Raw genomic sequence first — 22,853 nt, 5'->3', positions numbered from 1 at the left:
CCCGGTCGGGGACGGGCGAGGCGTGACGGGCTCAGGCGAGCGAGGCCATCCACGCCTCGACGTCCTCGGCGCGGCGCGGCAGGCCGGCCGAGAGGTTCTCGTTGCCGTCCGCGGTGACCAGGATGTCGTCCTCGATCCGGACGCCGATGCCGCGGTACTCCGCCGGCACGGTCAGGTCGTCCTCCTGGAAGTACAGGCCCGGCTCGACGGTGAGCACCATGCCCGGCACCAGCAGCGCGTCGACGTGCTCCTCCCGGCGGGAGTGGGCGCAGTCGTGGACGTCCAGGCCGAGCATGTGACCGGTGCCGTGCAGGGTCCAGCGGCGCTGCAGGCCGAGCTCCAGCACCTTCTCGACGTCGTACAGCGACGGGTCCAGCAGGCCCCAGGCGAGCAGGCGCTCGGCGAGCACGCGCTGCGAGGCGTCGTGGAAGTCGCGGAACCGGGCGCCGGGCTTCACCGCGGCGATGCCGGCCTCCTGCGCGTCGTAGACGGCCTGGTAGATCTTCCGCTGGAGCTCGGAGAAGCGCCCGTCGATCGGCAGGGTGCGGGTGACGTCGGCGGTGTACAGGGTGTGCGTCTCCACGCCGGCGTCCAGCAGCAGCAGCTCGCCCGGGCGGACGGCGCCGTCGTTGCGGACCCAGTGCAGCGTGGTGGCGTGCGCGCCGGCCGCGCAGATGGAGCCGTAGCCGACGTCGTTGCCCTCGACGCGCGCGCGGCGCCAGAAGGTGCCCTCGATCCAGCGCTCGGAGGTGGCGACGGCCTGGCCCAGCTCGCGGACCACGTCGGTGAATCCCTTGACGGTGGCGGCGCAGGCGGCGCGCAGCTCGCCGATCTCCCACTCGTCCTTGACCAGCCGCAGGCCGCTCAGGAACTCCTTGAACTCGGCGTCCTTGCCGGCGTCCAGCACGTCGGCGAGCGCGGCCTCCAGGCCGGCGTCGTAGCCGCGCACGATCCGGGTCGGGACGGTGCCGGACTTCGCCCGGTCGGCCAGCTCCTCGGCGGCCCTGCGCACGTCGCGGGCCGGCAGGCCGAGCAGCTGCTCCTGCTCGGCGAGGCTGTGCCGGCGGCCGACCCAGAGCTCGCCGTAGCCGTCCAGCCAGAACTCGCCGTTCTCGCGGTCGGAGCGGGGCAGCAGGTAGAGGCCGAAGACGTGGCCGGAGTCGCCCGTGGGCTCGGCGACCAGCACCGCGTCCTCGGTCTGGTCGCCGGTGAGGTGCACGTACTCGCTGGCGGCGCGGAAGCTGTAGTCGGAGTCGTTGGCGCGGACCTTCAGGTTGCCGGCCGGGACCACCAGGCGCTCGCCGGGGAAGGCGGCGGAGAGCCGGGCACGGCGCTCGGCCGCGTACGGGGCCTGGGCGACCGGCTCCAGGCCGTGCAGCTCGGTGTCGGCCCAGCCGGACTTCATCGAGGCGGCCAGTTCGTCGGAGACCCCGGAGTACAGGCCGTTCTTGCGGCCCTTGAACTCCTGCGGCTGCTCCTCGCCCCCGGCCTCGGGGTTCTCGGCCACTGCCGGCGTGCGGTCCTCGGTCACGTACGTCGCCTCCTTGCGCGTGCGGCTGCCCCGTGGGGGTGTCCCGGGGGCCGGAGCCCTGGGGCGCGTCGGATCGCGACACGCGCGGGCGGCCGTGCGTCCATGGTACGGACGTCCGCCGGCGCGCCCCGGCGGGGGAGCGGCGGGTCCGGGGGCGGACGGCCCGCGCGGGGCCCCTCCGGGGCCGCCCGGGGCCGCGCGGGGGCGCGCGCCGCCCGCCCGGCGGGCTACTCGAAGCGGGCGGCCAGCAGCATCAGGTCGTCGGTGGCGGCTCCGGCGGCCGGGTCCGGGCAGACGGCCAGCAGGTGGGCGCAGAGCCGGTCCGGGTCGATCCGCACGTCGCGCGGGGCGTCGGCGGCCGCCCGGCGCAGGTTGGCCTGCCCGGCGTGCAGGGTGGGCCCGCAGCGGCGGGCCAGTCCCTCGGTGTAGAGCAGCAGGGTGTCGCCGCGGTCGGCGGTGAGCTCGACCCCGGGCGCCTCCCAGCAGGAGAGCATGCCGAGCGGGGCGGAGAGCGAGGTCTCCACGAACTCGGCGCCGTGCCGGGTGACCAGCACCGGCGGGCAGTGGCCGGCCCCGGCCAGCGTGATCCGGCGGTCCTCCGGCTCCACCCAGGCGTACACGGCGGTGGCGCTGCGGCTCGGCTCGGTGGTCTTGAGGAGCAGTTCGAGGTCGCCGAGGACGGAGACCGGGTCCTCGCCCTCCAGCACCGCGTACGCCCGCAGCGCCGCCCGGACCCGGCCCATCGCCGCCGCCGCGCCGGGTGCCGAGCCGGGCCCGGCACCGGGGCCGTCGCCGGAGACGCTGCCCACGGTGAGGCCGACGGTGCCGTCCGGCAGCGGGATGGCGTCGTACCAGTCGCTGCCGGCGGAGTGGTCCAGGCCGGCCGGGACCAGCCGGGCGGCGAGCCGCAGACCGGTCGGCCGGGGGAGCCGGTCGGGCAGCAGGCCGCGGCGCAGTGCCTCGGTGGTGCGGCGGACCCGCTCCGCGTCCAGCTGCTTGGCCAGCAGCGGGGCGGCGACCTCGCAGTAGCGGTGGGCCAGCTCGCGCTGGCGCTCGGTGGGTGCGGCGGGCTCGTCGTAGAACCAGAGCGCGGCGGCCAGTGGGCCGTCCTCCTCGGTGGCGAGCGGCAGGCCGTAGCAGCCGCCGAGGCCGAGGGAGGCGGCGAGCTCGCGCAGCCGGGCGCCGATCGCGGGGTCGTGGGCGAGGTCGCGGCACTCCAGCCGGTCCGGTCGGTCGCGCTCGCGCAGCAGCCGGGCGACCGGGTTCTGCTCGGCCGGCACCGTCTCCAGGGACCCGAGGCTGGCGCGGTCCAGGCCGTGGCCGACCGGCCGGCCGGGGCCGCCGCCGGGTGCGGCGGTGACCAGCAGGGCGCGGCTGGCGCCCAGCAGCGCGGTGCCGGAGGCCAGCAGGGCGTCGACCGTGGCGTCCAGGCCGCGGGCGCGGACGAGCCGTTCGGTGTGCTCGTGCAGGCTGGTGAAATCGGACAGCCGTCCGGCCAAACGGTCCTGCAGCCCGGCCGGGGGTGTGCTCCGGCCGTCGGCGAGGGTCGGCTCGCCGTCGGCGGGGGTCGGCTCGCCGGCGGCCGCGGGCCGGCCGTCGCCGGCTCCGGCCGGATCGGCCTGCTCCTCGGCCGGACCGGCGGCCGGGACCGGGAAGCCCGGATGGTCGAGCACCGAGAGGCCGCTGGCGCTGCCGGGCTCGCCCGGCTCGGCGGAGGTCGACGGTGCGTGGGACTCGGTCATGCCGCCACTCCTGACGCGGTACGTGTCATGCGGAACCCCCCGGATACGGCCGATTGGAGCGAGGACGGCCAAATGACGCGTTCCGCCTCGATTCGCTACTTCTCGTCATTGATCGTCAGCAATGCCACCACTTCTACACAGGCCATTCGGGGCATGTCCAGATTCGTTCCGGTGCCGGTGTCCGGTCCCGCCGCCCCCGGAGCCGGTTCCCTCCCGGCTTCGGCGCCAGGCGCCGACGGATACCGGAGGGCGCCCGGGAACCGCGCGGGGGCGCGTTCCCGTCGAGCGCGCGCCGGGTGCTGCTGCGGCCCGACCGGGGTGTTCCGGCGGCCCGCCGGTGCCGGGCGGAGGGCATGGACCGGCCGGAGAACGGGCAGAACCGTCAGGACGGCCCGGATGGCCGTCCGGATCGTATGCTTTCGCCGCTCGGAGGGCCGGGCCGGTCGGAAGTCACTCACTCGTACGGTGGAACCAACCGCGCCCGGGCGGCGTCCGTCCGGTCACATGCGGGATTCTCGTTCCACGGGCTGTTCTAGTCCGCGGCTCTTCTCAGGTCGTGCTCCACACCGTGCTCCACCCCTGCCCACGCCGTTCGCCATGCCCGCCGCCCCGATCCGGGCCGGTGCGGCGCTCCCCGACGCGGGCCGCGGGCCGGGAGCGAACCGAGCGGTCACGGAAAGGAACGAGTGCCATGCGCGAGAACCCGAGCAACCGTCCGGCGGCCCGTTCGGCCCGAATGGCCGCGGCCCTGGCGGCCGCCGTCGACCACCGCTGGCCCGTGGTGCCCGGCACGCTGCTCCGTGGCGGGCGGTGTTCCTGCGGGGACGAGGACTGCCCCGTCCCCGGCGCCCATCCGCACGATCCGCCGCTGCTCGCGGCCACCACCGACGCCCGGATGGTGCGCTGGTGGTGGGAGCGGCAGCCGGACGCGCCCGTGCTGGCCGCGACCGGCCGGACCGTCTCGGCGGTCAGCCTGCCCGCGGCGGCCGGTGCCCGGGCGCTCGCCTACCTCGCCGCGCTGCGGCTGCCGCTCGGCCCGGTGCTGGCGCTGCCCGGCCGTTACGCGCTGCTGGTCGCCCCGTACTCCCTGGAGGTGTTGGGCGAGATGCTCGCCCAACTGCCCTGGGTTCCGGGGTCGTTGCGTTACCACGGGCCGGGCGGCTTCCTGGCCCTGCCGCCCGGCGGCGGGACGGGGGGCCGGGTGCGCTGGGTGCTCGCGCCCCGCCCGGCGGCCGACGGCGGGGTCTGGCTGCCTCAGGTCGGGCCGCTGCTCGGCGAACTGGTCGAGGCGGCGGTCCGGTTGGACAGCGGCCGCTCGGCACACTGACGGCCGCCGGCGGGCCCGGCCCGTGCGGGGCGTACGGGCTGCCGCCGCGCTGCCCGGAAACCGATCGGGCACGGTGCAGCCGGGGGTGCCTCCGGCGGAAAACAAAAGATCCGGCCGCTGGCGACGGGGGATGCACCAGCGACCGGACTCTTTAGACAGTAACAAGGATCCGCGGCTACGCCAATTTCCAAGGCGCCCTGGCAGTCCGGAAATTGCCGTTCCGGCGGGCAATGTGACGCGTATCACCCGGATCCCGGTCGCCTTTAGTTCAAAGTGACCTGACGGTTCACCAGGTTCGCGCGGGCGCGGCGCTCCTCGGCCGTCAGCGGCCGCTCGTCGGCGAGGGTCTCGGCGAGCCGCTCGGCGAACTCGGCGGCCGGCTTCTCGCAGTCGGCGGCCGTCATGGCGAGCGGCAGGTCCCAGACCGGCACGGTCAGGCCGTGCGCGCGGAACGAGCCGACCAGACGGGTGTCCGGGCCGAGTGAGGACTTGTCGGCGGCGGTGAGCCGGGCCAGCGCGTCCAGCAGCTGCTCCTCCGGCACCGTCATCACCCAGCGCAGGTGGTTCTTGTCCGGGGTGCCGCACCAGTACGCGGAATCGACGCCGTTCAGCTTCTCGGTCGGGATGGCCGAGGCGTTGGCGCGCTCCAGGGAGGCGGCCACCTCGCCGGTGGCGGTCTCGGCGTCCTCCAGCCAGAACTCGAAGCCGGTGTGCACGGTGGGCGTGAACTCGGCCTGCAGGTCCAGCAGGTCCTGCAGGCGGCGGCCGCCCGGGACGGTGCGGCGGGCGGGCACCGGCGAGCCCGGCTCGGCGGCCAGCGCCAGCTCCAGCGCGTCGGCCAGGTCACGGCTGAGGTCGCCGGAGGAGGACTGGGTCTGCAGGCCGAGCAGGATCGAACCGTCCTGGCGGCGCAGGGCCGGCCAGGCCAGCGGCAGCACGGTGGCCAGCGTCACCGACGGCACCTCGCCGGTGGCGGTCCCGGCGACCCCGGCCGCCAGCGTCAGCGGGACGGTGGCGGCCGGCACCAGCTCGCGCAGCGCCACCCAGTCGGCCTCGCCCGGCAGGCCCTCGAACGGGCGGTGCACCAGCTCCTGGACGGCGTGCGAGGCCTCGCGGCCGTGGCACGCCTTGTAACGGCGGCCCGAACCGCAGGGGCAGTTCTCGCGGGCCCCGACCACGGGGATCTCACCCGTGACGGCGGTGGTGGACTGGCTGCGCTGCGGCGCCTTCTTGGCGGCCTTCTTGCCCATGGTGCGGCTCTCCCGGGGACGGTGGTGTTGTGCTCCGGGCAGCCTACTGACGTTCCACCGGCGCGGGGGCACACGCCGGGTCCTGGTGCGGTCGCCCGCTCCGCGGGCCCGTTCGGCCTGCGGTTCCGCTCGCCCGTGGCCTGCGTGCCGGGCCTGCGGGTGCGGGCCCGCGGCCAGGGTCGGCCCGTGCCGGCGAACCGGTCGGCCGTCAGGCGCTGCGGGCGTCAGGCGCTGCGGGCGTCACCGCCGGTGCGCCGGGCGTGGCGGGCCCGGGCGGGCAGCGCCGCCCACACCGTCACCTCGCCGGGCGCGTCGCGCACGCCCCAGTCGCTCGCCAGCTGGTCCACGATGCTCAGCCCGCGGCCGCCGCGCGAGGTCAGCGACGGGCTGGCCGGGGACGGCCGGGTCTGCGCCCCGCCGTCGGTCACCTCCAGGGTGAGGACGCCGTCCGCGTGCATCTGCCAGCGGACCAGGATCCCGCCGTCGTCGGCACCCACGTCCTCGCCGTCTCGGGACCGTTCCTGCGGGCGGTCGTCGGACCTGCCCGGCCGGGCGGTGCCGCCGGCCGAGGACGCCCCGGAGGGGACGCCGACCAGCACCTGGCCCACGACCTCGGCCCGGGCGCTGCGGCCGAGCACGGGCAGCGGCCCGAGCGGCCGGGCGTAACGACAGGCATTGCTCAGCAGTTCGGAAAGGATCAGAACGGCATCATCGATGACCGGTTCCGGTATCTGCCGGTCACCCAGATCTCGACGCAGTCGGCGCCGTGCGACCCCGACACTCGCTGGGCCGTGCGGCACTGCCATGGTCGATGAAGTCGGCACTTCACGCGCCACCATCAACGCCACCCCCGGACCTCCTTCAGCGTATGCCGAGGGATGGATGCCCCTTGGTAATGCGTCGGAAACGACCACACGGCGATCCCGGCCGCACATTTCGAGCCGCACGACACACGGTGCGCGACAGGTGATTCGCTGCTCACCCTCTGTCGTGAAACGCAAAAACCACAGCAGAAAGCGACAGTGGAAGGTTTGAGTCCCTACCAAGGCGATCAACCGACGTGCCGCGTGATGTCGATCGGACGGCGGCCCGGGGCGCGCGTGGCGAATGGGGCGCGCGGGGCGATCGGGGCGCCCAGGAGCAGCCGCGCGCCCGCCGGCCCGCGGCGTCACCGGCCGAGCTGGGCCAGGACCTCCGCCGGGCGGTTGGTGATGATCGCCGACACGCCCAGCTCCAGGCAGAGCTCCACGTCGGCCGGCTCGTCGACGGTCCAGACGTGCACCTCGTGGCCGAGCTCGCGCAGCCGGGTGACCAGCCGGGGCCTGGCCCGCACCAGGTCGATGCCGGGACCGGCGATCCGCGCGCCGCCCGGCAGCGCCGCGCCCGGCCGCAGCCGGCCCTGCAGCGGCAGCATCCGCTCGAACAGGAACACCCGCGGGTACTGCGGCGCGGCGGCTGCCACCCGGGCCAGGGCGAGCGAGGAGAAGCTCATGATGCGGGCCCGCGGGCCGTCGGCGTCCCGCGTGCCGGCGTCCCGCGTGCCGGCTCCCGGCGTAGCGGCACCGTGGGCGCCGCCGATCCCGAACCGGTCGAGCATCCGCAGCAGCTCGCTCTCGACCAGGCCCCGGAACCGGACCGGGTGCTTGGTCTCGATCGCCAGGTCCACCGGCCGGCCGCAGTCCGCGACCAGCTCCAGCAGGCTCTCCAGCCGCAGCACCTCGCGCAGCTCCGGGTCCCGGCTCGGCACGCCGGTCTTCCAGGCGCCGAAGTCGTGCGCCTCCAACTGCGCCAGCGTCATGGCGGAGACCGTGCCGCGGCCGTCCGAGACCCGGCCGATCCGGCGGTCGTGGACGCAGACCAGCTGACCGTCGGCGGTCACCCGGACGTCGCACTCGACCGCGTCCGCGCCCTCCTCCAGTGCCCGGCGGTAGGCCGCAAGGGTGTGCTCGGGCAGGGCGTGCGAGGAACCGCGGTGGGCGATCACCTGGACGGGCGGCGCGGTGCGCGCCGCCGCAGGCGAGAGATCAGGGCTGGTCACGGCGTCAACGATAAGCGGCGGAGGTGAAGCGGAAGCGAAGACGGCCCCAATCCGTGGGGCCGTCTCCGGTGCGGGCGGGCGGTCAGCGCCGGCCGCGGGTCAGCGGGGTGAGCGCCCAGGTGGCCAGAGCGGGCACCAGGAAGCCGAACAGCGAGGCCGAGGTCCACTCCTGCGGGGTGAAGTGCAGGGCCTCCTGGACGGAGGTCCAGAAGTCCGTCCACCAGCCGGCGATCGCGGTCGGCGCGATCAGCTGGTAGACCGCGAAGCCGAGCGCCCACGGCAGCAGCATCAGCCAGCGGGACGGCGCGTCGGCGGCGAGGTTCCAGCCGCGGCGGCCGGCGCCGAGGAAGTAGTCCACCGCCAGCACCGCGAACATCGGTACGAAGACCGAGCCGATCAGGCCGAGGAAGGCGTAGTACGAGTCGGTGAACTCGGTGATCTGCAGCGCCAGGACGGTGATCAGCAGACCGGTCGCGCCGGTCAGCACCCGGCGGTCGACCTTCGGCAGCAGGTTGTGGACCGACATCGCGGTCGAGTAGACGTTGGCGAAGGACTGGTCGGTCTCGCGCAGCACCAGTACCAGCAGGAAGAGCCAGCCGGCCCAGACGCCCAGGAACGAGTCGAAGATCCTCGTGGCGTCGCCGTCCGCCTGCAGCAGCGCGAACAGGCCGAGCACGTAGCACCAGACCTGGGCGATCGTGTAGCCGGAGAAGCTGCCCCAGAACGCCGCCCGCGGGGTGCGCGAGTGGCGGGTGTAGTCGGCGGCCAGCGGCACGAAGGAGATCGAGACGGCGATCATCGCGTCGGTGGCCCTGAGGAACCCGTGCCAGTTGCCCGCGCCCGGGTCCGGGACGCCGTGGCGGCCCAGCTGGACGGTGAAGTACACCATCGCGACCGCCACCGCCGCGGCGACGAAGCGGCGCAGCACCGCGATCGCGCCCAGCGGCCAGATGGTCAGCGCGGTGGTCACCGCGCCCGCCAGCACGACGAACGCCCAGCGGTAGCCCTCGGTGTGCGCCACGGTCTGCGCACCCATCGCGATGACCAACAGCTCGTACACGCCCCAGCCGATGCACTGGACGATGTTCAGCACCGTGGGCACGTAGGAGAGCTTCGTCCCGAAGAGCCCGCGCAGGTTGGCCATCGCGGGCGCGCCGGTGCGGGCCCCGATCAGCGCGGCGACGCCGAGCATCGCGGTGCCGACCACCGTGCCGGCCACGATCGCGGTCACCGCGGCGGCCAGCGACAGCTCGCTGCCGGGCGCGCCGAGCACGGTGGCGGCGGTGGTGAAGCCGATCAGGCTGACGCCGAGATTCATCCAGAGCGCGAAGTGGTCCCTGAAACGCAGGGTGCGCGGCGGCTCGGTGTCCAGCACGAGCGGCGCCTCGACCCGCTCGCCCCGCCCCGGACGGTCCAGCACCGCGGTGGAACCGCCGGCGGGGGCCGCGGCGTCGGAGTGAACGGTCGTGGACGACTCGGGGAAATCCTTGGACGCGGGCGCGCCCGAAGAAGAGGATGGCGAAGCAGACGGCATGGCCGATACTCCCTACGCCGGCATTACCCGGACAGGTTCCGGCGGTCTGCGCCCCCTCGACGGCCCGTCCACGGAGCCCGTGGCGTACGGTCGACCGGCGCACTCTCAGCCTGGTGGGTCCAAGCTCCCGCGTGTCAGTTTGGAGCGACAGGCTAACCGGCCAGGTGGGGAACGCCAAGGCCGTGGTCCCGGCGGTCCGCATCGCGGGACGGCGGACCGCCGGCGCGGGCGGCGCGGCAGGGGGCTGTGCGGGGGCCGCCGCGGGGGCCTCGGCACGTGCTGTCGGACCGGGCTAAGGATTCTTATGAGTTCTTCAGAAGGGTCCTTACGACAATCGAATCGGGTGTGCGAAAAACTATGGTTGTTGGTCCTGTCAGCTATGGAGGTCGTCCGTGAGCACCGAGCGCGAGGTTGGGTCCACCGGGCCGCAGGGGGAGCAGCCCTCCGGCCAGGGGGTGGGCGGTCCCGCTCCTGACGGTTCGGCGCAGTCCGCACCCGCCCCCGCAGCGGCGCCCGAGGCCGACTACACGCTGGCCGAGGCCGCGCCCGCCGCCCCGGCGGCCGGCGGGTCCACGCCGACGCTGGCGTTCAGCAAGGTCAGCGCTCCCGAGCCGGCCGCTCCGCCGGTGGCGCCGGCCGCCCCGGCCGCCGCTCCGGCCGCGGCCGACACCGGGTACATCGACGCCCCGCCGCCGGTCCTGCCGCCCGCCGCGCCCGCCGCTCCGGCCGCCCAGGCCGCGCCCGCCGGTTACCCGTACGCGGCGCCCGCCGCCGCGGCCCACGACCCGTACGCCGCCCCGGGGGCACCCGGCGCGACCGGCCAGCACCACCCGTTCGGCGCCGGCCAGCCGCTCGGCGGCTGGGGCGCGCACGACGTCACCCCCGGCGGCACCGGCGCCCCCGGTGGCCCCGGCCACCCGGGCGGCCCGCTCGGCTACCCCTCCGACTACCCCGGCACCCCCGGGCACGGCGCCCCGCGCAAGAAGCGCGGCGGCCTGGTCGCCCTGATCGCCGCGGTCGCCCTCGTCGCCGGTGTGGCCGGCGGAGCGGTGGGCGTGACCGTCGCCGACCGCGACGGCGGGAGCGTCGCCTCCGCGAACGACCACCGGAGCACCACCGTCCAGGCCAGCAGCCCGCAGAAGAACGAGCCCGCCCCCGGTTCGGTGGCCGGCATCGCGCAGAAGGCGCTGCCCAGCGTCGTCACCATCAAGGCCCAGGGCAACGGCGAGTCCGGCACCGGCACCGGTTTCGTCTTCGACACCGAGGGCCACATCCTCACCAACAACCACGTCGTCGCGCCGGCCTCCAACGGCGGCAAGCTGACGGTCAAGTTCGCCGACGGCAGCTCCTACGGCGCCTCCGTGCTCGGCCGCGCCGAGGGCTACGACGTCGCCGTGGTGAAGCTGGACACGCCGCCCAAGGGCAAGCTGACGCCGCTTCCGCTGGCCGACTCCGACAAGGTCAACGTCGGCGACTCCACCATCGCCATCGGTGCCCCGTACGGCCTGGAGTCCACCGTCACCACCGGCATCATCAGCGCCAAGGACCGCCCGGTCGCCTCGGGCGACGAGACCGGCGCCCAGTCCTCGTACATGAACGCCCTTCAGACCGACGCGTCGATCAACCCCGGCAACTCCGGCGGTCCGCTGCTCGACTCCACCGGTGCGGTGGTCGGCATCAACTCGGCGATCCAGTCCAACACCTCCAGCACCGGCCGGGCCGGCAGCATCGGTCTCGGCTTCGCCATCCCGATCAACCAGGCGAAGTGGGTCGGCGAGACCCTGATCAAGACCGGCAAGCCCGTCTACGCCAAGCTCGACGTGCTGCGCAACGACGACTACAAGGGCGAGGGCGCGCAGATCCAGACCCGCGACATCCAGGGCACGCCCGCCGTCACCCCCGGCGGCGCCGCCGACAAGGCCGGCCTCAAGCCGGGCGACGTCATCACCAAGCTCGGCGGCGTCCCGATCGACAACGGCCCCGCCCTGGTGAGCCGCATCTGGACCCACAAGCCCAACGAGACCGTCGACGTGGAGTACACCCGCAACGGCCAGACCTTCAACACCAAGGTGACCCTCAGCGAGCGCGTCGGCGACAACTGACCCCGCCGCGGGAAACCGTGTGCACCGAACCCGGCCGGAACCGTTAGGCTGACCTCCGCCTGGAGAGCTGCCCGAGCGGCCTAAGGGAACAGTCTTGAAAACTGTCGTGGCGTGACCCGTCACCGTGGGTTCGAATCCCACGCTCTCCGCTGGTGGGGAAAGCCCGGATCAGGGCGGGTATCGGCAAGCTGCCGATACCCGCCCTTTTCGGTTCCGTCCCGGCCTGTCCCGCCTCTGTACCGGGTCTGACCGGTGTGTGTGGGCCGGTTGCGGGCCACATCACGAGTTCAACCTCAGTGATGCAGCGCGGCCGCGAGTGCCTCGGCCAGGGTCACGGGCGGGCGGCCGATCAGGCGGCGCAAGTCGCCCGAGTCGGTGTACATCTCGCCGCGGTTCATACCGCGGTCAGCGTCAGCGAGGACCTCTGCCAGCTCGGCGGGTAGGCCCGCGGAGGCCAGTACCTGGGCGAATTCGGCCACCGGGAGGTCGGCGTAGGTAACCTGCTCTCCGGCCGCAGCGGAGATCGCGGCGGCGAGCTCGGTCAGGGTGAACGATTCGTCGCCGCCGAGCTCGTACACGGCGCCGGTGTGGCCTTCAGTGGTGAGGACGACCGCTGCGGCCTCGGCGTAGTCGGCGCGGGACGCGGCGCTGATCCGCCCCTCGCCTGCGGCGCCGACGACCGCGCCGTTCTGCAGGATCTGCGGCAGTTGGCTGGTGTAGTTCTCCAGGTACCAGCCGTTGCGCAGCAGCACGCTGGGGATTCCGCGGTCCCGCAGATACGCCTCGGTCTCGCCGTGCGTGGCACCGATGACGGTGGTGGCCGTGTCCGCGTGCGTCGTGCTCGTGTACGCCACCAGCGACACGCCTGCGGATGCCGCGGCGTCGATCACGCGGCGGTGGTTGGCGACCCGCTCGCCCACGGGGACCGAGGCCGAGATCAGCAGCAGCCTCTCCGCCCCCGCGAATGCCTCGGCCAAGCCGTCGGGGTCCGCGAAGTCGGCGCGGCGCACCGTGATGCCTCGGTCGGCCAAATCCTTGATCCCGGCGATGTCCCGGCCGGTCGCGATGATGTCCGTGGCCGGGACCCCGCGCCGCAGCAGTGCCTCGACGGTGAGCCTGCCCAGCTGGCCGGTGGCTCCGGTGACGACGATCGGCATGATGGTCATTCCTTCCTTCCGCGCGTGCCTCGCACGCCTGCCGCGGTCCGTCCGCCGCGGGATGGAACAGAGAATGACCTGGACACTCTCTGTTGGGGAGTAGCCACTTCTTGGTACGGTACTTACCGCAGCGAAAGCATTGAGGTGAGCCGTATGGCTGCTGTCAAGAATGTGACCGGGCCCATGCCGTCATTCGATCCGTACGAGCGCGGCTGCCCGTCGCGGGACCTGCTCGACCAGATCGGCAGCAAGTGGGCGGTCCTCGTGCTGGGCGAACTCGGCCGGAACGGGACCTCCCGGTTCGGTCATCTCCGGCAGGCGCTGGGGGGCGTGAGCGAGAAGATGCTCACCCAGACGCTGCGCACCCTCGAACGCGACGGGCTGGTCAGCCGGACCGTCTACCCAGAGGTGCCGCCGCACGTGGAGTACGAGCTGACCGCGCTCGGCCAGACGCTACGGGAACCGCTGAAGGCGCTCACGGAGTGGTCCGTGCTGCACATCGAAGAAGTCGTCGCCGCCCGCGAACAGTACGACGACCGCACTGAGCGCACCAGGTGATCAGCGGCGGCCAGCGGTCTGGTCATAAAGGGCCGCCTCGCCGAGACCGGCCCGACAACCAGACCCACCTAAGCCACCCGGCGACATTGCGAGTTCAACCTCAGTAGGGGAGCGGAGGGCGGAATTCACCGGAACGGGGGGTTTGGGGCAGGGGTGTCCTCGGGGTGGAGGCGGTGTCTCGTGTGTCGGGGGTAAGGGGCGGACTGCCCTGGGCCCGGCGAGGAGAGACAGATGGCCTGGTACCCCGGCGCGGAGAAGATGGAGCTCCAGCCCGAGTCGGACGCGCAGCCGGCGATCGTGCCGACGCAGGTGATCTTCCACAGCATCGCGGCGCCGTGGACGCCGCGGCGGATGTACGAGTACTGGCGGGACTCCACGAACCTGGAGTCGCACTTCGGGGTCGGTTACGACGGGGCGGTCGGCCAGTTCATCGGGACGCAGACGCGGGCCGACGCCAACTACCGGGCCAACCGGCGGGCGGACGGCACCGGGGCGGTCAGCGTCGAGTCGGCCAGCAACGACCAGCACACCGATCCGTGGACGGACGCGCAGGTGGCGGCGCTGGTCGCGCTCGGCGCCTGGCTGCACCGGCAGCACGGCATCCCGGTGCGGGTCTGCCGCAGCACGGACGACCCCGGCTTCGGGTACCACCGGCTGTTCCCGGACTGGTCGGACGGCGGCACCGCCTGCCCGGGTGACGCCCGGGTGCGGCAGTTCCACGACGTGGTGCTGCCCGGCATCGCCGCATTCGTGAGCGGCGGCGGGACGGGCACGCCGCTGCCGCCGCCTCGGTCCGACGACGCGCCGGCCCGGTACCGGGTGACCATCAACGGGCTGGAGTACGGCTACGGCGCGCACGGCCCGCAGGTGCGGGAGGTGGGCGAGGCACTGGTGGCGGCGGGGCACGGCTCGCACTACACGGCCGGTCCGGACGAGGAGTGGCGCGACGCCGACACCCTCAACTACCAGGACTACCAGCACAGTCTGGGCTACACCGGGTCCGCCGCGGACGGCGTCCCGGGGGAGGGGTCGCTGCGCCGGCTGCTCGGGCGGCTGCCCTCGCCGCGCCGCGTCTCACTGGCCCACGTCGTCGCGGCGGCCCGGACCGACCCCGGCGCCGAACAGGGGCACCAGACCTACGGCGGCGAGGTCCGGATCGTCGAGCAGGCGCTCGCCGACGAGGGCTTCCTGGAACCGCGCTGGGTGGACGGGTCGCTCGGCACCAGGACGGTGCAGGCGTACGCCGCCTTCCAGCGCAGCCTCGGCTACTCGGGCGCGGACGCGAACGGCATCCCCGGGCAGCGCAGCCTGCGGGAGTTGGGGCAGCGGCGGGGGTTCGACGTGATCGACTGAGCCGGCCCCGGAGGGGGCGCGGACCGGGCGCGGATCCGGTGCTTGACCATGACACCGTGTCAGGGGCTGCACTGGAGGCATCATGTTCAACATCGGAGACTTCGCCAAGCACGGCCGGGTGTCGGTCCGCATGCTGCGCCACTACGACGCGATCGGCCTGCTGCGCCCGGCCCGGGTCGACCCGGTCAGCGGCTACCGCTCCTACGAGGCCGCCCAACTCGCCCGGCTCAACCGCGTCATCGCGCTCAAGGACCTCGGCTTCACGCTGCAGCAGGTGATCGACGTCCTGGACGAGCGGGTGGACGCGGGTGATCTGCGCGGGATGCTGCGGCTGCGGCGGGCCGAGCTCGCCGCAGCGATGGCGGCGGACGCCCAGCGGCTGGCCCGGGTCGAGGCGAGGCTCCGGACGATCGAGAGCGAGGGAAGCATGCCCGAGCAGGATGTCGTGGTGAAGCGGGTGCCGCCGGTCCGGGTGGCGGAGCTGACGGCCGTGGCGGCGAGCTACGAGCCGGAGGACATCACGCCGGTGATCGGCCCGCTGTTCGCGGAGCTCTGCCGGCGGGTGGAGGAGGCCGGGGTGGCCGGGACCGGCCCGTCGGTGGCCCGGTACGAGGACACGCCTGAGGGGGACGGTTCGGTGCTGATCCGGGTGGCGGTCCCGATCGGTGCGTCGGTGGAGCCCACGGCGGAGCACGGCTTCGCCGTGGTCGACCTGCCGGAGATCGAGGAGGCGGCGACCGTCGTCCACCGCGGCTCGATGGACGACGCCCTGGGCGCCTTCCAGACGCTCGCCCGGTTCATCGACGAGAACGGCTACCGCTCGACGGGGTACGCGCGGGAGCTGTACCTGGAGTGCCCGGAGTCCACGGCGGACTGGGTGACCGAGCTTCAGGAGCCGGTGGTCCGCGCCGGGTAGGGCCCTGGCCGCCGGGGGCGGTGCGGCCGGGGCCGCGCGGCCGCCGGCGTGAGGCGGTCGGCGGCGGGGCGGCCCGGGCGGCGGTCGGTCGGCGGCTTGCCCTCGACCAGGTCGAGGGTCCTACCGTCGGCGGGCATGGCGACGAGCACCGACCCCGGTCCAGGCACCCCGTCCACCGGCACCCCGTCCACCGGCACCCCGTCCACCGGCACCCCGTCCACCGGCACCCCGTCCACCGGCCCGGCACCCACCGGCCCGGCACCCACCGCCGGCGGGCCGGCCCGCCCCGGGGCACCCCGCCTCAGGGCATCCCACCCCGGGGCACGGCCGGCCGCGCTGCCGGGCCGGTACCTGCTCTGGCTGGGCGGGGTCCAGGTCGGCCTGCTCGGGGACGCGGCACTCTACTTCGCCCTGGGCTGGGCCGCGTCCGCACACGGTGGGGGCGCGGCCGGCTTGGTGCTGACCGCGATCACGCTGCCCCGGACGGCCCTCGTCCTGCTGGGCGGCGCCGTGGCGGACCGGTTCGGGGCGCGCCGGGTGATGCTCGTCGGGGACGCCGTGATGCTGGTCGCCACCCTCGTGCTCGCGGGGGCCGCGTCCGGCCGGGACGTCCCGCTCGGGCTGTTGGTGGCCGCCGCGGCGGTGATCGGCACCGTCGACGCGTTCTACCTCCCCGCGAGCGGCTCGATGCCGCGCCGGCTGGTGGGCGCCGACCGGCTGCCCCGCGCGCTCGCACTCCGCCAGGCGGGCGGCCAGGTGGCGGCGCTGTTCGGGGCGCCGCTCGGCGGGGTGCTGGTCGCCCTGGGCGGACTGTCCGGGGCGGCGCTGGCGGACGCGGTGAGCTTCGGCGTCGTCCTGCTGGTGCTGCTGCGGCTCCGCCCGGCGGAGGCGCCGCCGGCCCGGTCGGCCGGCGCGTCGGGGCTGCTCCGGGAGGCGGCGGCCGGTGTCCGGCTGGCGGCGGGAGACCCGCTGCTGCGGGCCTCCCTGCTGTTGACCGGGGCCGCCGCCGGGGCGCTGCTGCCGGTGGTGTCGCTGCTCGTGCCGTTGCTGGCCCGGGCGCACGACTGGGGCGCCGGCGCGGCCGGCCTGGTGGGCGGCGGTGAGGGGGCCGGGGTGCTCGTGGTGGCGGCCGTGGTCGCCTGGCGGGGCGGCCTGCGGCGGGCCGGGGTCGGGGCGGCGGCCGGGCTCTGTGCGGCGTCGGCGGGGATCGCGGTGCTGGCCTGGGCGCCCGGCGGGCCGGTCGCGGGCGCGCCGGTGTTCGGCGGCGCCGTGCCGGGTGCGGTGCCGGCGGTCGCGGGAGGGGTGGTGCTCGGGGCGGGTGCAGGCCTGTTCGCCTGCCACCTGGGGCCGCTGGTGCTGGGGGCCGCGCCGACCACCCACCTCTCCCGGGTGCAGGCCCTGCTGACGCTGGTGCAGAGTGGAGCGCTGGTGCTCTCCACCGGTCTGCTCGGGGTCCTCGCGGACACGGCGGGCGTCCGCCTGCCGGCCCTGCTCTGCGCGCTCGCCACCGGCGCGGCGGGCTTGGCGGCGCTCGCCTCCCCGACGCTGCGCCGGGTCTGAACCGCGGCCGAGTGGGTCCCGGGCGGCGCACCGGCCGCCGGCGGCACACCGGCCCCGGTCGCACGCCCCGGGCGCCCCGTCCGGAACGGCGTACTTGCCGGTCGGGCACCCGCCGGGCAGAGTGCCACCGAAGGCGATGGGCCGCGTACGACCGGGCCGCGCACGAGTGGCGGCCCCGCGGCCCGACGGCGTGCGGACTGGGCGGCGCCGGCCCGGGCGACCACCGGGCTCCGCGGCGCCGGACGAGCGGAGGCGGCGATGAGTGATCTGACGGACCGGCTGGCACAGGGCCTCCCGCCCGGTGCGCTGGTGGTGGACCCGGACGTGATGGCCGCCTACAGCCACGACATGGCCGGCTTCTGCACGGCCGGCACCCCGGCGGTGGTGGCGTTCCCGGAGACGGTCGAGCAGGTTCAGCACATCCTGCGGACGGCGACCGACCTGCGCGTCCCGGTGGTGCCGCAGGGCGCCCGGACCGGGCTCTCCGGGGCGGCCAACGCCGTGGACGGCTGCATCGTGCTGTCCATGGTGAAGATGAACCGCATCCTGGAGCTCGACCCCGTGAACCGGATCGCGGTCGTCGAGCCCGGGGTGGTGAACGCCGAACTCTCGCGGGCCGCGGCAGGCCTGGGTCTCTCCTACCCGCCGGACCCGTCCAGCTGGGAGTCCTGCACGATCGGGGGCAACATCGGCACCGGCGCGGGCGGGCTCTGCTGCGTCAAGTACGGCGTCACCGCCGAGTACGTGCTCGGGCTGGACGTGGTGCTGGCGGACGGGCGGCTGCTCTCCACCGGCCGTCGGACGGCGAAGGGCGTGGCCGGCTACGACCTGACCCGGCTGCTGGTCGGTTCGGAGGGCACGCTGGGCGTGGTGGTCCGGGCGGTGGTGGCCCTGCGGCCCGCACCCGCGCCCCAGCTGGCGCTGGCCGCGGAGTTCCCGAGCGCGGACGCGGCCGGGGCGGCGGTCTGCGAGGTGATGGCGCGGGGCCTCACGCCGTCGCTGATGGAGCTGATGGACGCGGTGACCGTCCGGGCCGTCAACGAGCTCGGGCAGATGGGCCTGCCGGAGTCGACCCAGGCGCTGCTGCTGGTGGCCTTCGACGGGCCTGATCCGGCCGGCGAGTTGGCCGTGGTGGGGGAGATCTGCCGGGCGGCCGGGGCGACGGAGGTGGTGCCGGCCGAGGACCAGGCGGAGTCGGAGCTGCTCCTGGAGGCGCGGCGGCTGGCGCTGCCGGCGCTGGACCGGCTGGGCACCACGATGATCGACGACGTGGCGGTGCCGCGCTCCCGGCTGGCCGAGATGCTGGCCGGCGTGGCGGAGATCGCCGAACGGCACGCGCTGACCATCGGCGTGGTGAGCCACGCCGGCGACGGCAACACCCACCCGATCGTCATCTTCGACGCGGACGACCCCGAGGAGGCGGCCCGGGCCCAGCTCTCCTTCGACGAGATCATGGCCCTGGGGCTGGAGCTCGGCGGCACGATCACCGGGGAGCACGGGGTGGGCCTGCTGAAGCGGGAGTGGCTGGCGCGCGAGCTGGGGCCGGTGGCCGTGGAGCTCCAGCGGCAGCTGAAGGCGGTCTTCGACCCGCTGGGCATCCTCAATCCGGGCAAGGCGGTCTGAGGTCTTTCCCCGGTGACTCAATAGGATTGTGGAACGGTCATAGAATGGCTGGATATATCGACAGTGGGTGGTGACCCTCCCATCGCGGGGGCGCATTCCCGGACGCGCTGCGCCAGGTGGTGCGCCAGGTGGTGCGTGCGCCTTCCGCGCGCCGCCGTCCGAAGCCTCCCGGGATCGGAACGTTCGGGCGAAATCCCTGGTCATCGCCGGTGAGTGCGCGCGATCTCCGCTGCGGAGAGTGTTATTCGCCGGCACCCCGGATATCACGCGAAAGGGCGAAAGAGCCGCGGGGTGGTGGCGCTTTGTCGATTTGTTGCGGAAGTCTGTCTCCCGGCGTCGCAGCCGCAGGTGTTCGTCTGGCCGGCGAACTCCCGCACCGCATGCAGGAACGCATCACCTTGAACGATCGAATGATCGAACGATCACGCGATGACGGATCACGCGATGACGATTGACAGTTTTCGGAGGATATCCATGGCTCGGATCCGCACCCGCCGGCTGGCCGGTCTCCTGTGCGCCGCCCCGCTCGCGGCCGGTCTGCTGCTCGCGGGGGCCGGCTCCGCCGCCGCCGACAACGGCGCGGCGGCCGACGACGGCTCCAACAGCAGCGTGGTGTCGAACGTCGGGACGGGCAACGTCTTCGGCTCGGTCGACGGCAACTACGTCTCCACCCAGCAGACGGCCACCGGCTCCGGCGCCTCGAACCAGGCCAACACCCTCGCGGTGAAGGACAACTCGGGGGCCGTCCTGGCCGGCCAGGCCAACAAGAACGTCAACGTCGTCTTCGCCCCGGTCTTCAACTGACCGGAACGGGTCCCACCGACGGCGGGGGCGCCCGAGGTGGGACGCCGCGGGTGAGCTGAGCATCCGCGGCGGGCTCGTGGCGGTTCCGAGGGGCCGGAAGGCGCTCGCGGAGCCGCAGCAGGGGACGATCCGATGCAGGGAACGACCCGGGGCAGCGGAAAGGGTCACCGCGAAACCGGCCTCGTGGGCGGTGCCGTCGACGGCACCGCCCACGAGTGCGTCCGGGGTCCGTGCGTTCGGGCCCGAACGCACGGCGCCACCGGGCGGGTGCGCCGCCCGGGGCCGACCGGCCAGGGTGGCCGCGGCGCCGTCACCCCGCGGCGGTACGGTTGCGCTCCGACAGCGCAAGACCCGCGCCCGGGCCCGACGGTCGGGCCGTCGCGGGGCTGCGGCCGCGGCAACCGGAAGGAAGGGCGCGATGGCAGCGGAGGAGGCGGGCGTGAACGGTCCGGGCGAGGCCAGGCCTGCCCCGGGACCCGACGCCGGGTCCGGGGCGAGCGAGACCAAGTCCGAGGCCAGGCCCGAAGCCAGGTCCGTGCCCGAGCTGTTGCTCGGCCGCCCGCCGATGGCCCGTCCACTGCCCTCCTTCGACGCCGAGGCGGCGCCCGGCGAGCCCGGCCCGCTCTTCGTCGACTGGCTGGCCACCGCCCTCGCGGCCGGTGTGCTGGACCCGCAGGTCGCCACGCTCTCCACGGTGGACGCCGACGGCATGCCGGACGCCCGCGTCCTGGTGCTGCGCGACGTGGACGCCGCCGGTACGGGATGGGTCTTCTCGGCCGCCGCCGACAGCCCGAAGGGCCGGCAGCTCGCCGACCACCCGGCCGCCGCACTCACCCTCTACTGGCCCCAGCTCGGCCGCCAGGTGCGGGTCCGGGGGACGGTCGAGCGGGCCGCGGACCAGGTGGCCGGCGCGGAGTTCGCCACCCGCTCCCCGGCCGCCCGGGTCGGCGCGCTGGTCGGCCGGCAGAGCGAGCCGTTGGGCTCGCTGGCCGAGTACGACGAGGCGGTCGCGGTCGCCCGTCGCCGACTGGAGGCCACCCCGGACGCCGTGGCGGCCGGGCATGCGGTGTACACGCTCTGGGCGAACGAGGTGGAGTTCTGGCAGGGCGACGCGGACCGCCGCCACGTCCGGCTCCGCTACACCCGGACGGGCCCGGTGCGCGCTCCGGAGTGGTCGCGCACGCTGCTCTGGCCGTAGGGCGCCGGGGCGGGAGCGCTTCCGCGAACCCCGCCCCGGCGCGACCCGCCCCGGCGCGACCCGGCCGGGTCAGCGCCGCCCGGTCAGCGTGGCGCCCACGCTGGCGGCCACCACGCAGCCGATCCCGGCCAGCTGGGCCGCGCCCAGCAGCTGGCCCAGCACCACCAGGCCGACCAGCGCGCTGACCGCCGGCTCCAGGCTGACCAGCACGCTGAACACCCGCTGCGGCATCCGCCGCAGCGCCGTCATCTCCAGCGCGTACGGGATCACCGGCACCAGGAGCGAGACGCCCGCGACCGACAGCAGCAGCACCAGCGGCGAGGCGCCCGGCGCGGTGAGCCCGTCCCAGGCCTGGCCGAGCCCGAACGGCGCCAGCGCGAGCGCACCCACCGTCATCGACACCGCCAGCCCCTGGAAGCCCTGGAACGCGGCGCCGACCTTGTCGGTGAACAGGATGTACGCGGCGTAGCAGGCGGCCGCCCCGAAGGCGTACGCCAGGCCGACCGGGTCGAGCGACGACCCGCCGCCGTCCTCGCCGAGCAGCGTCAGCAGCGCCACGCCGCCGGCCGCCAGCAGGGCCCAGAGCAGGTGGCTGGCCCGCCGGGCGAAGACCAGGGCCACGGCGAGCGGGCCGAGGAACTCGATGGTCGCGGCGGTGCCCATGGGCAGCCGGTCGATCGCACCGGCGAACAGGAACGTCATCCCCGCGGAGGCCACTCCGAGCAGGGCGGCGGCGGCCACGTCGCGGGCGCGGCGCCCCCGCAGCGTCGGCCGGGTGGCGGCGAGCAGCACCACTGCGGCGAAGCCCAGCCGGAGGAAGGTCGTGCCGCTGACGCCCAGCGGGCCGAACAGCGGCTTGGACAGCGCGATCCCGAGCTGGACCAGCAGCATCGCGGCCAGACAGAGAAGCGGCGCCGGGATTCGCTCCGGGCGCCGCAGGAACTTCGGGGTCCGCCGGCCGGTCGGCCCGGCGGACGGTGCTTCCGGTGGCAGCTCCGAGCCGGGCGCCCCGCCTCGTCGCCAGCCACCGCGCTCGCCGGCGGGCTCGCCCTTGGGGGCGGGCGGCATGGCAAGAGCCTCGGCGGCGGAGGCCGGCGCCGGGGCGGTGGTTTCGGTGAGGTGGGGCGTGGGCATGCTGGCGAGTTTGCCGTAAGGAGTCAGCCTGCGGCAAGCTCGTTACAAATATCGGGACGGATACGGACGGGTGCCCCCGAAAGGGTGAGCTTCTCCGGCGGGCCCGGCGCGGTTGGCGCCATCGTCCGACGATCCGTCAGTATCAAGGCCGGGTGCGCTATCTCCGCTCGGCGGCCATGGCCGCCGCCTCCCTCGTCCTGCTGCTCGCCGTCGACGGGGCGGGCGCGGGCGCCGCGGAGACCGTCGCGGTCGCCGTCCCCCGCATCCGGACCACCGTCCTGCCGGACCGGGCCGGTCCCCCCGCCGCCCGCGACAACTACCGCGGCGCCGCCTTCGACGCGTGCACCGCCCCGCCGCTGGAGACCCTGCGGGCCTGGCGCGGCGCCTCCCCGTACGGGGCGCTCGGCATCTACACCAGCGGGAGCCAGCGCGCCTGCGCCCAGCCGCAGCTGACCGCGGGCTGGGTCCGCCAGGCGCGCGCGATGGGCTGGCGGTTCCTCCCGGTGCACGTCGGGCTGCAGGCGCCGTGCCGCGAGCTCGGGAGCAAGCCGCTGCGGATCGACCCGGCCCGCGCCGTCCAGCAAGGGCGCCAGGAGGCCGCCGAGGCGGTCCGCGGCCTGCGCGCCGTCGGTCTGGGCGGCGGCAGCCCGGTCTTCCTCGACATCGAGGCCTACCCGCCGCACGATCCGGTCTGCGGCCAGGCCGTCGTCGACTTCGCACTCGGCTGGACCCAGGGCCTGCACGGCGCGGGCTTCCGGTCCGGCTTCTACTCCAGCCTCGACTCCGGCATCGCCGATCTCGCCGCCGCGGCACGCGCCGGGAGCTCCCCGCTGCCGGACACGCTCTGGTACGCGCGCTGGAACGACCACGCCGACACGGCCGGCGAGGGCCCGCTCAGCCCGGATCTCTGGACGAACCACCAGCGCGTCCACCAGCACCACGGCAACGTCGAGGAGACGTACGGCGGCGCCACGCTCGTCATCGACCGGAACGAGGTCGACGCCCCGCTGGCGAGTTGACGGACCG

At 74.7% G+C, this 22,853-nt stretch carries 18 protein-coding genes, 1 tRNA gene and 1 riboswitch; of the genes, 11 read left to right on the top strand and 8 right to left on the bottom strand.

Annotation, left to right across the window (positions count from 1 at the left end):
* Positions 1-31: 31 nt before the first annotated feature.
* Positions 32-1,531, bottom strand: a complete 1,500-nt coding sequence (locus tag MCM47_RS09265; RefSeq protein WP_374209097.1) for an aminopeptidase P family protein — start codon at positions 1,529-1,531, stop codon at positions 32-34.
* Between the two features lie 227 nt (positions 1,532-1,758).
* Positions 1,759-3,273: a PP2C family protein-serine/threonine phosphatase gene (locus tag MCM47_RS09260; RefSeq protein ID WP_238860240.1), complete on the bottom strand. Its 1,515-nt coding sequence runs from the start codon at positions 3,271-3,273 to the stop codon at positions 1,759-1,761.
* 691 nt (positions 3,274-3,964) lie between these two features.
* Here MCM47_RS09260 and MCM47_RS09255 point away from each other — a divergent pair.
* Positions 3,965-4,600 carry a bifunctional DNA primase/polymerase gene (locus MCM47_RS09255; protein WP_238860238.1) on the top strand — a complete coding sequence of 212 codons (636 nt, stop codon included), beginning with the start codon at positions 3,965-3,967 and terminating at the stop codon, positions 4,598-4,600.
* A 263-nt stretch (positions 4,601-4,863) separates the two neighbouring features.
* Here the strand turns inward: MCM47_RS09255 and MCM47_RS09250 are convergent, their stop codons facing one another.
* The 4 genes from MCM47_RS09250 to MCM47_RS09235 all read right to left on the bottom strand — a co-directional run bounded on the left by MCM47_RS09250 (position 4,864) and on the right by MCM47_RS09235 (position 9,308).
* Complete coding sequence (locus MCM47_RS09250; RefSeq protein ID WP_238860236.1) at positions 4,864-5,850, bottom strand: DUF5926 family protein; 987 nt, start codon at positions 5,848-5,850, stop codon at positions 4,864-4,866.
* 224 nt (positions 5,851-6,074) lie between these two features.
* Entirely contained in the window at positions 6,075-6,698 is a 624-nt protein-coding gene (locus tag MCM47_RS09245) for an ATP-binding protein (protein ID WP_238860234.1), read from the bottom strand.
* Between the two features lie 320 nt (positions 6,699-7,018).
* The gene (locus MCM47_RS09240) at positions 7,019-7,888 is read right to left on the bottom strand and encodes a glycerophosphodiester phosphodiesterase family protein (RefSeq protein WP_238860232.1); all 870 of its coding nucleotides are present in this window, start codon (positions 7,886-7,888) and stop codon (positions 7,019-7,021) included.
* Between the two features lie 82 nt (positions 7,889-7,970).
* Entirely contained in the window at positions 7,971-9,308 is a 1,338-nt protein-coding gene (locus MCM47_RS09235) for a cytosine permease (protein WP_238860230.1), read from the bottom strand.
* 106 nt (positions 9,309-9,414) lie between these two features.
* Positions 9,415-9,563, bottom strand: a riboswitch (TPP riboswitch).
* A gap of 251 nt (positions 9,564-9,814) precedes the next feature.
* Here MCM47_RS09235 and MCM47_RS09230 point away from each other — a divergent pair.
* Positions 9,815-11,524, top strand: a complete 1,710-nt coding sequence (locus MCM47_RS09230; protein WP_238860228.1) for a S1C family serine protease — start codon at positions 9,815-9,817, stop codon at positions 11,522-11,524.
* Positions 11,525-11,585: 61 nt separating this feature from the next.
* Positions 11,586-11,673: transfer RNA gene (locus MCM47_RS09225), tRNA-Ser, on the top strand.
* 144 nt (positions 11,674-11,817) lie between these two features.
* On the opposite strand, the gene MCM47_RS09220 is transcribed toward MCM47_RS09225, so the two are convergent.
* Entirely contained in the window at positions 11,818-12,690 is an 873-nt protein-coding gene (locus tag MCM47_RS09220; protein ID WP_238860226.1) for an SDR family oxidoreductase, read from the bottom strand.
* Positions 12,691-12,864: 174 nt separating this feature from the next.
* Between MCM47_RS09220 and MCM47_RS09215 the strand changes: the two genes are divergently transcribed.
* The 7 genes from MCM47_RS09215 (at position 12,865) to MCM47_RS09185 (ending at position 20,693) form a co-directional block, all read left to right on the top strand.
* Positions 12,865-13,239: a winged helix-turn-helix transcriptional regulator gene (locus MCM47_RS09215; protein WP_374209096.1), complete on the top strand. Its 375-nt coding sequence runs from the start codon at positions 12,865-12,867 to the stop codon at positions 13,237-13,239.
* Between the two features lie 231 nt (positions 13,240-13,470).
* Positions 13,471-14,592, top strand: a complete 1,122-nt coding sequence (locus MCM47_RS09210) for a peptidoglycan-binding protein (protein WP_238860222.1) — start codon at positions 13,471-13,473, stop codon at positions 14,590-14,592.
* Between the two features lie 82 nt (positions 14,593-14,674).
* Positions 14,675-15,508, top strand: a complete 834-nt coding sequence (locus MCM47_RS09205; RefSeq protein WP_238860220.1) for a MerR family transcriptional regulator — start codon at positions 14,675-14,677, stop codon at positions 15,506-15,508.
* 135 nt (positions 15,509-15,643) lie between these two features.
* On the top strand, positions 15,644-17,068 hold the full coding sequence (locus MCM47_RS09200) for an MFS transporter (RefSeq protein WP_238860218.1): 1,425 nt from the start codon (positions 15,644-15,646) through the stop codon (positions 17,066-17,068).
* A 258-nt stretch (positions 17,069-17,326) separates the two neighbouring features.
* Complete coding sequence (locus MCM47_RS09195; RefSeq protein WP_238860216.1) at positions 17,327-18,691, top strand: FAD-binding oxidoreductase; 1,365 nt, start codon at positions 17,327-17,329, stop codon at positions 18,689-18,691.
* Between the two features lie 474 nt (positions 18,692-19,165).
* Entirely contained in the window at positions 19,166-19,495 is a 330-nt protein-coding gene (locus tag MCM47_RS09190) for a hypothetical protein (RefSeq protein ID WP_238860213.1), read from the top strand.
* 418 nt (positions 19,496-19,913) lie between these two features.
* On the top strand, positions 19,914-20,693 hold the full coding sequence (locus MCM47_RS09185) for a pyridoxal 5'-phosphate synthase (RefSeq protein WP_238860211.1): 780 nt from the start codon (positions 19,914-19,916) through the stop codon (positions 20,691-20,693).
* 69 nt (positions 20,694-20,762) lie between these two features.
* Here MCM47_RS09185 and MCM47_RS09180 read toward each other — a convergent pair whose 3' ends face one another.
* Positions 20,763-21,827, bottom strand: coding sequence for a DMT family transporter (locus MCM47_RS09180; RefSeq protein WP_238860209.1), 1,065 nt, complete (start codon positions 21,825-21,827; stop codon positions 20,763-20,765).
* A 152-nt stretch (positions 21,828-21,979) separates the two neighbouring features.
* Between MCM47_RS09180 and MCM47_RS09175 the strand changes: the two genes are divergently transcribed.
* Positions 21,980-22,846, top strand: a complete 867-nt coding sequence (locus tag MCM47_RS09175; protein ID WP_238860207.1) for a DUF1906 domain-containing protein — start codon at positions 21,980-21,982, stop codon at positions 22,844-22,846.
* The last annotated feature ends 7 nt before the right edge of the window (positions 22,847-22,853 follow it).

The organism is Kitasatospora sp. A2-31 (assembly GCF_022288725.1).
Taxonomy (GTDB): domain Bacteria; phylum Actinomycetota; class Actinomycetes; order Streptomycetales; family Streptomycetaceae; genus Kitasatospora.
This window is presented reverse-complemented; position numbering and strand designations above follow the sequence as displayed.

What these genes read in the sequence shown, in the direction of transcription:
- MCM47_RS09200 (WP_238860218.1), top strand. Translation starts at nt 15,644, where the DNA reads ATGGCGACGAGCACCGACCCCGGTCCAGGCACCCCGTCCACCGGCACC.
- MCM47_RS09185 (WP_238860211.1), top strand. Translation starts at nt 19,914, where the DNA reads ATGGCAGCGGAGGAGGCGGGCGTGAACGGTCCGGGCGAGGCCAGGCCT.
- MCM47_RS09215 (WP_374209096.1), top strand. Translation starts at nt 12,865, where the DNA reads ATGCCGTCATTCGATCCGTACGAGCGCGGCTGCCCGTCGCGGGACCTG.
- MCM47_RS09190 (WP_238860213.1), top strand. Translation starts at nt 19,166, where the DNA reads ATGGCTCGGATCCGCACCCGCCGGCTGGCCGGTCTCCTGTGCGCCGCC.
- MCM47_RS09250 (WP_238860236.1), bottom strand. Translation starts at nt 5,850, where the DNA reads ATGGGCAAGAAGGCCGCCAAGAAGGCGCCGCAGCGCAGCCAGTCCACC.
- MCM47_RS09205 (WP_238860220.1), top strand. Translation starts at nt 14,675, where the DNA reads ATGTTCAACATCGGAGACTTCGCCAAGCACGGCCGGGTGTCGGTCCGC.
- MCM47_RS09255 (WP_238860238.1), top strand. Translation starts at nt 3,965, where the DNA reads ATGCGCGAGAACCCGAGCAACCGTCCGGCGGCCCGTTCGGCCCGAATG.
- MCM47_RS09180 (WP_238860209.1), bottom strand. Translation starts at nt 21,827, where the DNA reads ATGCCCACGCCCCACCTCACCGAAACCACCGCCCCGGCGCCGGCCTCC.
- MCM47_RS09260 (WP_238860240.1), bottom strand. Translation starts at nt 3,273, where the DNA reads ATGACCGAGTCCCACGCACCGTCGACCTCCGCCGAGCCGGGCGAGCCC.
- MCM47_RS09210 (WP_238860222.1), top strand. Translation starts at nt 13,471, where the DNA reads ATGGCCTGGTACCCCGGCGCGGAGAAGATGGAGCTCCAGCCCGAGTCG.
- MCM47_RS09195 (WP_238860216.1), top strand. Translation starts at nt 17,327, where the DNA reads ATGAGTGATCTGACGGACCGGCTGGCACAGGGCCTCCCGCCCGGTGCG.
- MCM47_RS09220 (WP_238860226.1), bottom strand. Translation starts at nt 12,690, where the DNA reads ATGACCATCATGCCGATCGTCGTCACCGGAGCCACCGGCCAGCTGGGC.